Origin of the sequence: Nonomuraea muscovyensis (assembly GCF_014207745.1) — a bacterium.
Lineage (GTDB): Bacteria > Actinomycetota > Actinomycetes > Streptosporangiales > Streptosporangiaceae > Nonomuraea > Nonomuraea muscovyensis.
Window position 1 is genome coordinate 1,504,906 of record NZ_JACHJB010000002.1, and the last position, 13,434, is coordinate 1,518,339.

Below are 13,434 nucleotides of genomic sequence, written 5' to 3' on the forward strand. Positions count from 1 at the left end.
ATGGCTTCCGTCTCCCACGCCGCGCCCGCCCGTCCGGGATCGCCCCGGTGGCGGCGCGGCGAGGGCCTGCGGGCCCTGCTGTGGCTGTCACCCTGGCTGGTCGGCGTGTCGGTGTTCTTCGTCTACCCGCTGCTGGCCACGGTCTACTTCTCCTTCCACCGCTACGACCTGTTCACGCTGGAGTTCGCCGGGCTGGACAACTACCGCTACCTGCTCAAGGACCCCAGGGTGGTGACGTCGGCGAAGAACACCCTGTGGCTGGTGGCGTTCATGGTGCCGGCGCAGGTGCTGTTCTCGCTGGCCGTGGCCCAGCTCGTGACGATGCTGAAGGCCGGGGTGGGGCTGTTCCGGACGATCTTCTACCTGCCGACGCTGGTGCCGGCGGTGGCCGGGACGGTGACGTTCGTGTTCCTGATGAACCCGGCGACCGGGCCGTGGAACCAGTTCCTCGCCGTGTTCGGCATCACCGGGCCCGACTGGTTCGGCGACCCGGCCTGGTCCAAGCCGAGCCTGACGCTGCTGGCGCTGTGGGGCTGCGGCAACACCATGGTGATCTTCCTGGCGGCCCTCCTGGACGTGCCCAAGCACCTGTACGAGGCCGCCGCCATCGACGGGGCGGGCGCCTGGCGGCGCTTCCGCAGCGTGACGCTGCCGATGATCTCGCCGGTGCTCATGTTCTCCGCGGTCACCGGGGTGATCTACGCGCTGCAGTACTTCACGCAGGCGATGATCGCCTCCCGGGTGGCGTCGGGCGCGACCGACTCGGCCGGCTCGAACTTCATCCCCGGCTACCCGGACGAGTCGCTGCTCACGCTGCCGCAGTGGCTGTTCCACGTCGGGTTCCGCGACTACAGCATGGGCTACGCCTGTGTGCTGGCGCTGCTGCTGTTCGGCACGTCGATGATCTTCACGCTGGTCCTGCTGCGCCAGTTCCGCCGGGCCGAGGAGAGCTCATGAGCGTCACCGTCACCGCGCCCTCCCCCGCCGGCGTCCGGGGGGCGCGCCGCACCGGCGCCGCCCCCCGCAGGCGGCGGATGCTGGTCTGGGTCGCCACGCACGCGCTGGCCATCGCGCTGGCGCTGATGTTCCTGGCCCCGCCGCTCTTCCTGGCGCTGACCGCGCTGATGACCGACGAGCAGGCGCTGACCAGCGAGCTGTGGCCGCGGACCTGGAACTGGGAGAACTTCGCCACCGTCTTCGCCAAGTCCGAGCTGCTGCGCTGGACGGCCAACACGCTGCTGTACGCCGGGCTCGGGACCGTGTTCATGCTGGTGTCGTCGGTGCCCGTGGCGTACGCGCTGGCGAGGTTCCGCTTCCGCGGGCGGCGGCTGGCGTTCCTGCTGGTGATCACCACCATGATGCTGCCGCCGCAGGTCGTCGCGGTGCCCGTCTATCTCATCTGGGCGCGGGCCGGGCTGACCGACAGCCTGTGGCCGCTGATCCTGCCGATGCTGCTGGGCGACGCCTACTCCATCTTCCTGCTGCGCCAGTTCCTCATCTCGATCCCGCGCGACTACACCGACGCCGCCCGGGTGGACGGCTGCTCCGACCTGCGGACGCTGTTCAAGGTGGTGCTGCCGATGGCACGGCCGGCGATCGCCGCCGTGGCACTGTTCCAGTTCTTCTACTGCTGGAACGACTACTACGGGCCGCTGCTGTACGGCGGAGTGGCCCAGGAGGGCTGGACCCTGTCGGTGGGGCTGGCCACGTTCAAGGCGTTCCACAGTGTCCAGTGGAACCTCACCATGGCCGCCACGCTGCTGGTGACGGCCCCGGTGATCGTGTTGTTCTTCTTCGCCCAGAGGGTCTTCATCGAGGGCGTCACGCTGACAGGAGTGAAGGGTTGAAACTCGCCGTGGTCGGGGGCGGCTCGACGTACACGCCCGAGCTGATCGACGGGTTCGCGCGGCTGCGCGACGAACTGCCGGTGACCGAGATCGCGCTGGTCGATCCGAACGGGTCACGGCTGGAGCTGATCTCCGGGATGGCGCGGCGCATGCTCGCGCACGCCGGGCATCCGGGCCGGGTGACGGCCACCTCCTCGGTCGAGGAGGGGGTCGCGGGCGCGCAGGCCGTGCTGGTCCAGCTCAGGGTCGGCGGGCAGGCGGCGCGCGAGGTGGACGAGACGCTGCCGCTGCGCTGCGGCTGCGTCGGCCAGGAGACGACGGGCGCGGGCGGGCTGGCCAAGGCGCTGCGGACCGTTCCGGTCGTGCTGGAGATCGCCGACGTGGTGCGGCGCAACGCGCCGGACGCGTGGATCGTGGACTTCACCAACCCAGTCGGCATCGTCACCCGGGCGTTGCTGGACGCCGGGCACCGGGCCATCGGGCTGTGCAACGTGGCCATCGGCTTCCAGCGGCGCTTCGCCGAACTGCTGGGCGTGCCGCCGTCGCGGGTGTCGCTCGGCCACGTGGGGCTGAACCACCTGACGTGGGAACGGTCCGTCCACCTCGACGGGCAGGACGTGCTGCCGTCGCTGCTCGCCTCGCACGGCGAGGGGATCGCCGAAGCGGTCGGCCTGCGCCCGGAGCTCCTCCGGCGGCTCGGCGCGGTGCCCTCGTACTATCTGCGCTACTTCTACGCGCACGACGCCGTCGTCGGCGAACAGCGCTCGAAGCCGTCACGGGCCGCCGAGGTGGCGGCCATGGAGACGAGGCTGCTGGAGCTGTACGCGGACCCGTCGGTGGTCACCAAGCCCGAGCTGCTCGCCGGCCGCGGCGGCGCCTACTACTCCGAGGCGGCGGTGGCGCTCATCGCGTCGCTGCTCGGCGACCGGGGCGACGTCCAGGTGGTGAACGTGCGCAACGACGGCACGCTGCCGTTCCTGGACCCCGACGCCGTGGTCGAGGTGCCCGCCGCCGTCACGGCCGCGGGCGCCAGGCCGTTGCCGGTCGCGCCGGTCGAGCCGCTGTACGCGGGGCTTATCGGGCACGTGTCGGCGTACGAGACGCTGGCCCTGGAGGCGGCCCGGCACGGCGGCGCCGACCGGGTGCGCGACGCCCTGCTCGCCCACCCGCTGGTCGGCCAGGACGCGGTCGCCGAGGAGCTAACCGGGCTGCTGCTGGAGGCCAACCACTCCTTCCTGCCGTGGACGGTACGCCCGTGAACAGTACGCCCGTGAACAGTGCGCCCATGAACAGTGCACCCGCGAACAGTGCACCCGCGAACGGTGCGCCGGCAGCGGGCCGCAGGCTCGTCCTGGCGGTCGACGGCGGCAACAGCAAGACGGACGTGGCCGTGGTCGCCGACGACGGCGAGGTGCTGGCCACGGCCCGCTCGGGACCGTTCCTGCCGCAGAGCGCGGGCGTCGCGGCGGCCGTGGACGTGATCGAGCGGGCCGTGACCGACGCGCTGCGGGAGGCGGTGCGGGAGGCCCTGCCGCCCGGGCGGCACCCGCCGTTCGACCATGTGGCCGCCTACCTGGCCGGGGCCGACCTGCCGGTCGAGGAGGAGGCGCTGGCCCGGGAGTTCTCGGCGCGGGGTCTCGCTCCGGACGTGGTCGTGCGCAACGACACCTTCGCGCTGCTCCGGGCGGGCGCCTCGGCCGCGTGGGGGGTCGCGGTGGTGTGCGGCGCGGGCATCAACGCCGTCGGCGTCTCCCCCACCGGCGAGGTGGCCCGCTTCCCGGCGCTCGGCCGGATCAGCGGCGACTGGGGCGGCGGCCAGGTGATCGGCGAGGACGCCCTGTGGCACGCGGCGCGCGCCGAGGACGGCCGCGGCCCCGCCACGGCCCTGGTGGACGTGGTGCGGGCACACTTCGGCGTCCACACGGTCGAGGAGCTCGCGCTGGACCTGCACTTCGACCGGGTGCCGTACGGCGGGCTGCACGAGCTGGCCCCCGGTGTCCTCGCGGCGGCGGCCGGGGGCGACGCGGTCGCGCTGGGCCTGGTGGAGCGGCTGGCCGGGGAGGTGACGATCATGGCCCAGGTGTGCCTGCGCCGCCTCGGCCTGCTGGAGACGCCCGCCGAGGTGGTGCTCGGCGGCGGCGTCCTGCGGGCCCGCGACCCGCTCCTGACGTCGTTGCTGGAGCACGGGTTCGCCGCCGCGGCGCCGCACGCCGAGATCGTCGTGGCCGACGTGCCGCCGATCGTCGGCGCCGCGCTCAGCGGCCTCGACCGCCTCGGCGCGACCGAGGCGGCCGGGTCCCGCCTGCGCGCCCGCTACGAGGAGGGCGTGCCGGCCTGACCGCAGGACAGGTGTCACCGGCCCCGCATGACGGCTGTCATGCGCAGCCGGTGACACAGCGGACTAACCCGGCGCCGCGGATTGGATCATGCTGATGCCATGACTCCGAGCCGATCCACCCAGAAGGACGACAGGACCATGACGCCGCGCCGCGGCAGGCGGATGTTGGCCGTGACCGCCGCGGGCGCGCTGCTCGCCACGGCGGCGCCGGCCGCCCCGGCAGCCGCCGGCGCCCCGGTGACCGGCCCGTCCGCCGCCCCCGCGGCGACGTCACAGGCGTCCGGCTCGCCGCTCGACCGCCAGGCGTTGCGGCAGTCGCTCGACGCCGTCCACGAGGCCGGCATGTACGGCATCTACTCAGCCGTGCGCGACGGGGGCCACGGCTGGAAGGGCGCCTCGGGCGTGGCCGACGTGGAGACCCGCCGGCCGGTGCGGGCGGACATGCGGCACCGGGTGGGCAGCATCACCAAGACGTTCACCGCCGTGGCCGTGCTGCAACAGGTGGAGCGGGGCGCCGTCGAGCTGGACGCGCCGGTGAACCGCTACCTGCCCGGGCTGCTGCCGGGCGAGCGCGGCGACCGGGTCACTGTGCGGATGCTGCTCAACCACACCAGCCACATCGCCGACTACGTCCTGGGGGCGTTCCCGTCGCTGGCGCAGGGCTCGACCGCCAGCCTCGACGAGCACCGCTTCCGCACGCTCCAGCCGCGACAGCTCGTGGAGTTCGGGCTGGCCGCGCCGCCCACGGGCGAGCCGGGTGCCACGCCGGGCTCGTACTCCAACACCAACTACATCATCGCCGGCCTGCTGCTGGAGAAGGTCACCGGCGCACCGGCCGAGCGCCACATCACCCGCCACGTGATCGGCCGGGCGGGGCTTCGCGACACGTCGTTCCCGCGCACCCCGCGCATCCCGGGCCCGCACTCCAAGGCGTACGAGTCGATGTACGGGCTGATCGACCCGCCGCGTGACTACAGCGTCTACGACATGTCCTGGGGCGGCACGGCCGGGGCGCTGGTGTCGACCATGGACGACCTCAACCGGTTCTACCGGGCGCTGCTGCAGGGCCGGCTCCTCGGCCGGGCGCAGCTCACCGAGATGCAGAAGACCGTGCCGGTCGGGGTAGGCGGGTTCGCCATCGACTACGGCCTCGGCCTCTACGCGCTGGACCTGCCGTGCGGCCGGTTCTGGGGGCACGACGGCGGGGTGTGGGGCATGGGCACCCAGTCGCTGGCCAGCCCGGACGGCCGCCGGCTGATGTCGTTCGGGTTCAACCTGATGAAGTATCAGAGGGTCAACGACGAGGGCGTGCTCGAGCCGCACCCCATCGACGCCGCCCTGGGCGGTCACCTGATGGCGGGCCTGTGCGGGCCGGGCGCCGCCAGGACGGCGCAGGCTCCGGTCACGCCGCTCCCCGCGGACCGGCTGCTGTCGATCAAGCGCTGAGGATCGCGCGCTCGACCGCCGCCCACCATCACGGGCACGCCCTCGGGCGTGCCCGTGGTGTTGTCAGGAAACGGTGTCAGGGCGCGGTGTCAGGAGGCGGCGTCGCCGTCGGGTTTGCCGCTGTCGCCCGCCAGTTCGGCGGCGCGGTGCTCGTAGGGGGTGCTGAGGACGACCGTGGTGCGGGTGGAGACGTTCGCCGAGGCGCGGATCTGCTGCAGCAGGTCCTCCAGCCCCACCGGGGAGGCGACGCGGACCTTGAGGATGTAGCTCTCGTCGCCGGCCACGCTGTGGCAGGCCTCGATGGCGCTCAGGTGGGCCAGCCGGTCGGGGGCGTCGTCGGGCGCGGCCGGATCGATGGGCTTGATCGACACGAACGCGGTGAGCGGCAGCCCGATCGCGTCGTAGTCGATGATGGCGGCGTAGCCGCGGACGACGCCGCGCTTCTCCAGGCGGCGCACCCGCTGGTGGACGGCGGAGACCGAGAGCCCGGTCTCCCTGGCCAGGTCGGTGAAGCTCATCCGGCCGTCCCCGGCCAGCAACGTGACGATCCGGCGGTCGATCTCCTCCATCGGTCAAAAATAGCCGGTCGAGGTCACGACATGGTCCCGACGGGGGTGACGCCCCGGCGCATGGCGTGCTCGACGAGCGTGATCAGCACGTCGCGGCCGGAGTCGCGCCGGCGGGCGTCGCACAGCACGATGGGGATCTCGGGCTCCAGGTTGAGCGCCTGGCGCACCTCGCCGACCGTGAAGGGCCGGGCGCCGTCGAAGCAGTTGAGCGCCACCACGAACGGCGTCTCGTGCCGCTCGAAGTAGTCGATCGAGGGGAAGCAGTCGGCCAGCCGTCGGGTGTCGGCGAGCACGACGGCGCCGAGCGCCCCCATGGTCAGGTCGTCCCAGACGAACCAGAACCTCTCCTGCCCCGGCGTGCCGAACAGGTAGAGCATGTAGTCGCCGTGGATGGTGATGCGGCCGAAGTCCATGACGACGGTCGTCGTGGGCTTGGCCTCGACGCCCGACAGGTCGTCGATGTGCTGCCCGACGTGCGTGAGCGCCTCTTCGGTGCGCAGCGTGCGGGTCTCGGAGACGGCGCCGACCATGGTGGTCTTGCCCGCGCCGAAGCCGCCCGCGATCAAGATCTTGATCGCGGTGGGCAGTCTCCGGCGACCGGAGAGGCCGAAGTCCATCGAGCACCGCCCATATGTCCCCGCGCGGCAGGGCCGCACGTAGTCCGCCCTGGAGCGCCTTGTCAGGTGAAGGTGTCAAGGCACAGTAGTGGTTGATCCAGAAACTCGATACCGGGCCACCCTAGCAACGCCACATAGTCCCCTCAAGCCACATACCTGTTCAAAAATCAACATTTCACGGAGAGTACGGTGATTCAGGCGGACGCCCCGTGCAACCCGGCGTGGAAGTGCATGCGCCGCCGCAGGTAGGCGGCCGTGCGGGGGCTGGGCCGGCTCAGCTCGCCGATCAGCTCGGCGGCCTCGCGCGCCAGCTCCGCCATCGCGCCCGTCACCTCGGCGCGGCTGACGCCGAGCATGAGCACGTTGAGGTCGCCCCAGCTGACGTCCCGGCGGTAGGAGGCCAGGTCGCCCAGCAGGTGCAGGTAGCGCTGCACCTGCGCGCTGGCGGGCCGCAGCTCTGCCAGGTGCCCCCTGGCCCACTCCTCTCCCGCGTAGATCCAGTACGACAGGTCCACGAAGGCGGAGCCGTGGCTGTCGGCGTTGTCCACGTACCCGGCGAGCGTGGGCACGGCACGGCTGTCGCGCCACATCCAGGCGCGGGCCATCGCGGCGAGCGTCCGGGCGAGCTGGTCGCGCCACAGGCCGTGCAGCGCCCCGAAGGCGGCGACCGTGTCCAGTTCGTCGCGCAGGTCGGCCAGGAACCGGGTCACCGCCGCCCCGGGCACGGCCCCGTCGGCGACGGCCAGGCAGTCGCGCACCAGGGTGTCCACCTGCTCGCGCCCGGTGGCGGTGTGGTGGACCAGCCGCTCGACGGCCAGCACCCACAGCGCGGCCCGGTTGCCCACCTTCAGGCCGTCGGCCCCCGTCCAGGGGGAGCTGAACGCGCCGGCCAGCGTCAGCGAGGAGTAGAGGTCGGCGTCGAAGGCCGCCTGAGGGAACAGCCCGCCGTACATCTGCGCGCAGCGCCGCAGGTCCCTGCCGCACTCGGCGGCCAGCGCGCAGGCCCGGCCGGCCGCGAACGCGTCGTCCAGCTCGTCGGCCGGCATCCTAGGACCGCTCGATCGGCACACGGATCATGGGCGGCGTCCCCCGGTGTCCGGCTGTCATCCCTCGCATGCGCATTGTCACATGATCAACACATCCGATCAAGGCGCGGGAGCCGCCTCACCCACCGGCGGGCGGGCGCCCTTCGCGCTCGTACGCGGCCAGGGCGCTCTCACCGCCGGCGCGCGGCTCGAACCGGATCCCCCCGTCGCCGGGATACGGCCGGCGGTGGTCGAACCCGCCGAAGACGATCTCCTCGGGCACCTCGCGTGGGAACGCCTCGCAGTACGGGACGTAGCGCTCGATCGAGCTCACGGCCTGCGGATTCGCCCGCTGCCGCAGCCGGGCGCAGGCGTCACAGATGCTCGGCCGACGCCGCATGGGACGCCTCCTCCCGTGCTGATCCCGTCCTGTTCATGAGCGGGCCCGATCCACCTGCTCGCCGCGCAGGACGTCGTCGCGGTGCCGCCGCAGGAAGCGCAGCGCCGCCTCCCGTCCCCCCGCGCGCCAGGCGTTCGCCAGGCCGCCGTAGTACTCCCGGTCCTCGGGGTCCGGGCCAGCGAGCCGCCGCGCCGCTTCCTCGGGCGAACCGGTGGCCAGGACCACCCGGCAGCCGGGCAGCACCGTCCAGCCGCTGCCCCGCGGGTCGTCCGGCCGCGCGGCGAACCGCGCCTCGGCCGTCTCGGCGATCCGCTCCAGCGACCAGTGGCCGAGGATCTCCAGCGCGTGCCCGAGCACGAACGCGCGGGCCACGCCGAGCGCTTCCGGCGAGTCGAGGTCGAGCGTGCGGGGGCCGCCGACGACGTCGTCCATCACCGTCCCGTACTCCAGGTGCCAGCCGGTGAACGGCTCCACCAGCGGCAGCACGCCCGCCGAGAGCGTGCCGTGCGAGCCGCGCCGGCGATGGCCCACCCACGCGATGGTCCAGGCGACCGGCTCTCGGACCAGGAACGGGTGGCTCCCGGGGCCGCGCAGCGTCCACCGGCCCGGCAGGTCGCCGCGCAGCGACCGGGCCAGCCGCTCCCACGTCTCGGGTGCTCCGGTCATCGGCGAACCACCCCCGTGATCACGCGCTCAGTGATCATGCGCTCAGTGCCCACGTGCCTCCCTCCGTCTGCGCGCCTGCTCGATCTCGCGTTCGCGCCTGGCCTCGGCCGTGGCCTTCGCGATGGCCTCGATCGTGCGTTCGGCGGGCCGGAGCTCCTTGGACGCGAACACCGGATTGAGCCGTTCATAGACCTTGCCCTCCCACTCCGCGGCGATGGGCGCCTTGCCGGTCTTCAGGTCGATGACCAGGACCACGTCCCAGTTGTGGGCGACGACCCGGCCCTTGTTGTCCTCGACGGTGACGGTGCGCTCCAGGACGATGTCCGGGCGGATGGTGTCCCTGCGCCTGCCGAAGAGCATCGCGCCCTGCCCGTCGCGGGTGTCGTGGACCTCGCGCCCCTTCCTGTCGTAGGAGACCTCGCCGCGCAGCCGGTATCCCTTCTCCGGGTCGACGAGTTTGTCGCCGTTGTCGATGATCCACTGGTTGAGGTGCGTGTGCGCGTACGTGCCCACGAGCGTCGCCGCGTCGCCCACGAGGTGCGGGTCGGCGGCGTGGAGCTCCGGGTTCTCCTTGCGCAGGCGCTCCTTGCCCTTCGCCCACGCATCGTCGGCCGCCTGCTGCAACGGTCCCTTGATGTCCTGCCAGATCTTCGCGACCTGCCGCTCGACCGTCCTGCCCTGGGTGTCCTGCAGCATGCCGGGGTTGTTCTGCGGGGTGTCGGGCCGGTCCTCGCCGCCGCCGGACGGGTCGTCGGTGGTCTCCTTGACGTACACGAGCTTGGGCCGGCCCGTCCTCGGAGCGGGCTCGCCGCCGCCGGGGCGGTCCGCGACGGGGCCGGGGTCCGGCTCCCGGGCCGCGAACAGCCGCTCCGAGGGGATGTTGAACGGCGCGCCCATCAGGATGCCGGCGACCCAGCCGACCGTCTCCGGGTCCGCCCCGTCCCTGAAGCGGCGCCACTCCACCCCCTGGTGCAGCCGGTGGGCGTGGATGAGGTCCCTGCCCTCCCTGCGCGTGGCCCGGACGCCGTCCCAGTCGTCCACACGCCCCGCGAAGCGCGACTGCTCCATCAGCCGCCTGGCGCCGGCCGCGGCCGGGTGCTCCGGGCGGGACGTCCGCGCGTGGACCTCCTCCCGGGCGCCCAGCGACCTGTCGGACCGGCTCACGTCGACCGGATCGGCGGGCCGGTCCCCCACCGGTGAAAGGTCGCGTTCGCCCCCGTAGTGCCTGCGGATGACCTCGCCGATCGCGCGTGCCAGCGGGCGCGGCCGGGCGCCGGGCGCGTCCTCCGCGAACGCTTCCGCGATCATGTCGTGCGGGTTGTCCATGCCCAGCGTGGACAGCCTGCTCTCCACGGCCGTCCGCGTGACCGGGTCGTGCGGGCGCGTGAGGTCGTACGGGAACCCGAGCTCGCGCGACACCACGTCGCCGACCTCGGCGCGCACGGCCGGGTCCCGCATGATCCGCTCGGCGGCGTAGTGGCCGAACTCGTGGCGGACGACGCCCGCGATCGAGCCGCCGCCGGGCACCGTCCAGCCTCCCGCCTCCTCCCACGAGGCGGCCTCGGAGGCCGGGCGGCCGTTCAGGACGTTCGCGTCGAAGTACAGTCCCCGGCCCTCGCCCGTGGTGACGGCGTAGGCGTCCAGCCGCAGGCCGGCCAGGCGCGGGTCGGCGCTGAAGTCGTCGGCGCGCAGGTGCCTCAGGTCCCTGTGCAGCGCGGGGTACTCCGCCGCCACCTGCCGCACCGCCGCCGAGAACTCGAGGGCGGCGACCGGGTGGAGAAGGGACAGGTCGATCCGGGGACCGTCCGGATCGGGCCGTACCTCGCCGTCTCCGCCGTCGTGGCCAGGCCCTTCCGCGCCGCCGCTCCCGTCCCGGCCGTACCGCGGGTACGGGTCGTGGCCGCCTCCGGGGAGCCCGGCCCGGTCGCTCGCCGGCGTCCCGTCGGCCGCTGCGGTGCCTCCGGCCGCGATCGTGCCCCCGTCGGCCCGCGCTCCGGCGGCCACCGGTGTGGCGTCGGCCGCCGACGCGGCGGTGTGCGACGCGGCGGTGTGCGACGCGGCGGTGTGGGCCGCTGCCGTGACGGTGTGGACGGCTGCCGGGGACGGGGCACCGGCAGCGGGCCCCCGCGCGGCATCGGGGCCCGGGTGGGTTGCGGGACCCGGGTCGGCTGCGGGGCGCGGCGGGGCCCCGGCCCTGTCGCGAGAATCGGCCGGCGAGGGCGCCTCGGCCCGGGCCCCGTCGTGGGAGACGCCGGGCGAGGACGCGCCGGCCCGGCCCGGAGCGCTTCCCTGAGCTGCGCCGACGTCACCGCGAGCAGCGGCGCCGCCCCCGGCCCCGCGCTCGTGGGCACCCCCCGCCGCGCGATCGTCGGCACCCCGGGCAGCACGTTCGCCCGCGCCCCCGGCAGCTTGCTCGTGGGCGCTTCCACCACCGCGTTCATGGGCGCCTCCACCACCGCGCTCGTGAGCGTGCTCGGCGGGCGCTCGGGAGGCGAGCGGCGGATGTGTCGCCTGGGCGGCCGGTTCCCGGGAGCCCGCACCGCCTGCGGACCGCCCCTGGTCCTGGAGCGCCCGATCCGGAAAGGCCCGATCCTGGAACGCCCGATCCTGGAACGCCTGACCCTGGAGCACCCGATCCTGAAAGGCCCGATCCTGAAAGGCCCGATCCTGGAACGCACGCTCCTCGGACGCCTGACCCTGGAAAGCCTGGGCCTGGCGGGTGCCGGGCTGCGCGGCGTAGGCGGGATGGGCCGGATCCCGGCCGGGAACCCCGGCTGCCCCAGGTGCCGCCGGAGCGGCGTCGGCCCCCTGCCGAGCCCCCTGGCCGGGGTGCGCGTACAGGTCCCCGCCACCACCGCCCCCGACGTCCGCGCCATCCGCGACCGAGGTGAGCGTGGCCGACCGCGGGGAGGGGCCCGGCCCCGTGGCGGGCCCGGCGGGGTGGGCACCGCCCTCCACGGCGAGCGGGTCCAGGGCCGGCCCGTTGACGCCGAAGGCGTTGAGCACCTCCCCGTTGACGGCGGCGCCGCCCGCCATCAGCAGGGCCCTGCCCCAGTCCACGTCGCCGCCGTTCATCAGCGCCTCGCCACCGGCGTTGAAGGCGAAGCCGAGCGCGGTGTTGACCGCGAGGCGGCCGGACAGGTGGCCGGTGAGGTAGCCGGCGACGTCGTTCCCGCCGGCCGCGGCCCTGCCGAGCCGCAGGTAGGCCGCTCCCATGGTGGCCCCGGCCGCGGAGGAGAACGCCGCCGACAGGGCGACCGACGTCCAGTCGATGTCCTGGCGCAGGCCGTGGTCCCGCTGGGCGTCCTGGGCGATGTAGCCGAGCCCGCCGTCGTAGACCGCTCCCGCCAGGGCGGCGCGCACCCGTACGTCGAGGATCAGGCGGCGCAGCGCCAGGCCGACCACCGCGGTCCGGCTCATCGCGAGCAGGTGCGCGGTCGCGCCGGCGGGCAGCAGCGCGAAGGCCCGCGCGGTGGCCCACAGCACCGCGAGGAACAGCAGCGAGCGCCGGAACTGGGTCTTGACGGCCTCGATGCCGGTGGCCATGGCCCGGCAGTGGGCCGCGACCGCGCGGCACAGGTCCGCCGGGTCCCTCTCCCGCGCCATGCCGAAGAAGGACCGGGCGAACCCCTCGATCCCCGCTCCGGCGTTGTTCTTGAAGATCTCGCGCGCGTGGTCGGCGGCGGCGTCCCCGACCTGATCGGCCGCCTCGGCCATGTCCTCGAAGGCGATGGCGAGCTGCTCCAGCCTCCGGGCGTCCCCGGCCGGCCACGAGCAGCCGACGACCAGTTCCTCGAGGAGGCGCAGCAGCCAGGCGCCCCACGGCGGCGGCGGGCCGTCGTGCGCCAGCGCGCCGCCTGCCGGGCCCACGACGTCCAGCGGCGCGGGCGAGGCGGCGCCGCCCGGCGGCCGAGCGCCCCTGCCGGCGGGCGGGACGGCTCGACCCGCGCCGGCGGCCTCCGCCGTCTCGTACAGCTCGGCCATCCGCGTGACGCCGGCCGCGTGACCGCGCAGCGCCAGCACCCGGCCGGCGAGTGACTCCAGCGACGCGTCCCGGGCCGTGCGGAACCCCGGGGCGCCGTCCTCCCCCTCGAAGAACGCGCGGCCCAGCTCGTCGTCACCCCAGGGCCGGCCGAGCGCGGCCAGCGCCCCGGTGAACGCGACGACCTGCCGGTGCAGGGCCAGGCCCGCCTCGTCGATGCCCTGGGCGGCCGCCGCCATCAGCGCCGGCCGGACCTCTAACCGGCGTTCCGTGCCCACCTATGGCCTCCGCAGCCGCCTGTCGTCGTCTCCTCCGTCGTGGCCGGTCGCCGGGGTCGGAGCGGGCCGGCGACGCCGTGCGGCCGTCGAGCGGGCCGCCGCCCGGCCGCGAGGGCGGGCGGCCGGGCCGCGGCGTGGCGCGGGGGCCCGCCGGGCGTCACGACGACGGCAGGTGATGGCGGGGGCGGACCGTTCCGGATCGGGCGTACAGGGGTGGACACGCGGTGGATCGTGCCATCGGCGGCCCGCCGCGGACCGACACTTCG

General features: G+C 74.1%; 11 protein-coding genes. 5 read left to right on the forward strand and 6 right to left on the reverse strand.

Going from position 1 to position 13,434, the window contains the following annotated elements; genetic code table 11:
* The 5 genes from FHU36_RS23695 to FHU36_RS23715 all read left to right on the forward strand — a co-directional run bounded on the left by FHU36_RS23695 (position 1) and on the right by FHU36_RS23715 (position 5,631).
* The gene (locus tag FHU36_RS23695; protein WP_185086090.1) at positions 1-957 is read left to right on the forward strand and encodes a carbohydrate ABC transporter permease; all 957 of its coding nucleotides are present in this window, start codon (positions 1-3) and stop codon (positions 955-957) included.
* Positions 954-1,847 carry a carbohydrate ABC transporter permease gene (locus FHU36_RS23700; RefSeq protein WP_185086091.1) on the forward strand — a complete coding sequence of 298 codons (894 nt, stop codon included), beginning with the start codon at positions 954-956 and terminating at the stop codon, positions 1,845-1,847. Before FHU36_RS23695 ends, FHU36_RS23700 begins: the two co-directional genes overlap by 4 nt.
* Positions 1,844-3,106 carry a 6-phospho-beta-glucosidase gene (locus tag FHU36_RS23705; protein WP_185086092.1) on the forward strand — a complete coding sequence of 421 codons (1,263 nt, stop codon included), beginning with the start codon at positions 1,844-1,846 and terminating at the stop codon, positions 3,104-3,106. Before FHU36_RS23700 ends, FHU36_RS23705 begins: the two co-directional genes overlap by 4 nt.
* Positions 3,107-3,132: 26 nt before the next feature.
* On the forward strand, positions 3,133-4,185 hold the full coding sequence (locus FHU36_RS23710) for an N-acetylglucosamine kinase (protein ID WP_185086093.1): 1,053 nt from the start codon (positions 3,133-3,135) through the stop codon (positions 4,183-4,185).
* Positions 4,186-4,284: 99 nt separating this feature from the next.
* Positions 4,285-5,631, forward strand: coding sequence for a serine hydrolase domain-containing protein (locus tag FHU36_RS23715; protein WP_246502550.1), 1,347 nt, complete (start codon positions 4,285-4,287; stop codon positions 5,629-5,631).
* Positions 5,632-5,720: 89 nt separating this feature from the next.
* On the opposite strand, the gene FHU36_RS23720 is transcribed toward FHU36_RS23715, so the two are convergent.
* The 6 genes from FHU36_RS23720 to FHU36_RS23745 all read right to left on the reverse strand — a co-directional run bounded on the left by FHU36_RS23720 (position 5,721) and on the right by FHU36_RS23745 (position 13,168).
* Positions 5,721-6,200 carry an Lrp/AsnC family transcriptional regulator gene (locus FHU36_RS23720; protein WP_185086094.1) on the reverse strand — a complete coding sequence of 160 codons (480 nt, stop codon included), beginning with the start codon at positions 6,198-6,200 and terminating at the stop codon, positions 5,721-5,723.
* 23 nt (positions 6,201-6,223) lie between these two features.
* The gene (locus FHU36_RS23725; RefSeq protein WP_185086095.1) at positions 6,224-6,817 is read right to left on the reverse strand and encodes a GTP-binding protein; all 594 of its coding nucleotides are present in this window, start codon (positions 6,815-6,817) and stop codon (positions 6,224-6,226) included.
* A 194-nt stretch (positions 6,818-7,011) separates the two neighbouring features.
* Positions 7,012-7,863: a terpene synthase family protein gene (locus FHU36_RS23730; RefSeq protein WP_185086096.1), complete on the reverse strand. Its 852-nt coding sequence runs from the start codon at positions 7,861-7,863 to the stop codon at positions 7,012-7,014.
* A gap of 118 nt (positions 7,864-7,981) precedes the next feature.
* The gene (locus tag FHU36_RS23735; protein ID WP_185086097.1) at positions 7,982-8,242 is read right to left on the reverse strand and encodes a hypothetical protein; all 261 of its coding nucleotides are present in this window, start codon (positions 8,240-8,242) and stop codon (positions 7,982-7,984) included.
* A gap of 33 nt (positions 8,243-8,275) precedes the next feature.
* Complete coding sequence (locus tag FHU36_RS23740; RefSeq protein ID WP_185086098.1) at positions 8,276-8,908, reverse strand: hypothetical protein; 633 nt, start codon at positions 8,906-8,908, stop codon at positions 8,276-8,278.
* Positions 8,909-8,950: 42 nt separating this feature from the next.
* Entirely contained in the window at positions 8,951-13,168 is a 4,218-nt protein-coding gene (locus tag FHU36_RS23745) for a WXG100-like domain-containing protein (protein ID WP_185086099.1), read from the reverse strand.
* Between the last annotated feature and the right edge of the window lie 266 nt (positions 13,169-13,434).

What these genes read in the sequence shown, in the direction of transcription:
- FHU36_RS23735 (WP_185086097.1), bottom strand. Translation starts at nt 8,242, where the DNA reads ATGCGGCGTCGGCCGAGCATCTGTGACGCCTGCGCCCGGCTGCGGCAG.
- FHU36_RS23730 (WP_185086096.1), bottom strand. Translation starts at nt 7,863, where the DNA reads ATGCCGGCCGACGAGCTGGACGACGCGTTCGCGGCCGGCCGGGCCTGC.
- FHU36_RS23695 (WP_185086090.1), top strand. Translation starts at nt 1, where the DNA reads ATGGCTTCCGTCTCCCACGCCGCGCCCGCCCGTCCGGGATCGCCCCGG.
- FHU36_RS23720 (WP_185086094.1), bottom strand. Translation starts at nt 6,200, where the DNA reads ATGGAGGAGATCGACCGCCGGATCGTCACGTTGCTGGCCGGGGACGGC.
- FHU36_RS23710 (WP_185086093.1), top strand. Translation starts at nt 3,133, where the DNA reads ATGAACAGTGCACCCGCGAACAGTGCACCCGCGAACGGTGCGCCGGCA.
- FHU36_RS23715 (WP_246502550.1), top strand. Translation starts at nt 4,285, where the DNA reads ATGACTCCGAGCCGATCCACCCAGAAGGACGACAGGACCATGACGCCG.
- FHU36_RS23700 (WP_185086091.1), top strand. Translation starts at nt 954, where the DNA reads ATGAGCGTCACCGTCACCGCGCCCTCCCCCGCCGGCGTCCGGGGGGCG.
- FHU36_RS23740 (WP_185086098.1), bottom strand. Translation starts at nt 8,908, where the DNA reads ATGACCGGAGCACCCGAGACGTGGGAGCGGCTGGCCCGGTCGCTGCGC.
- FHU36_RS23725 (WP_185086095.1), bottom strand. Translation starts at nt 6,817, where the DNA reads ATGGACTTCGGCCTCTCCGGTCGCCGGAGACTGCCCACCGCGATCAAG.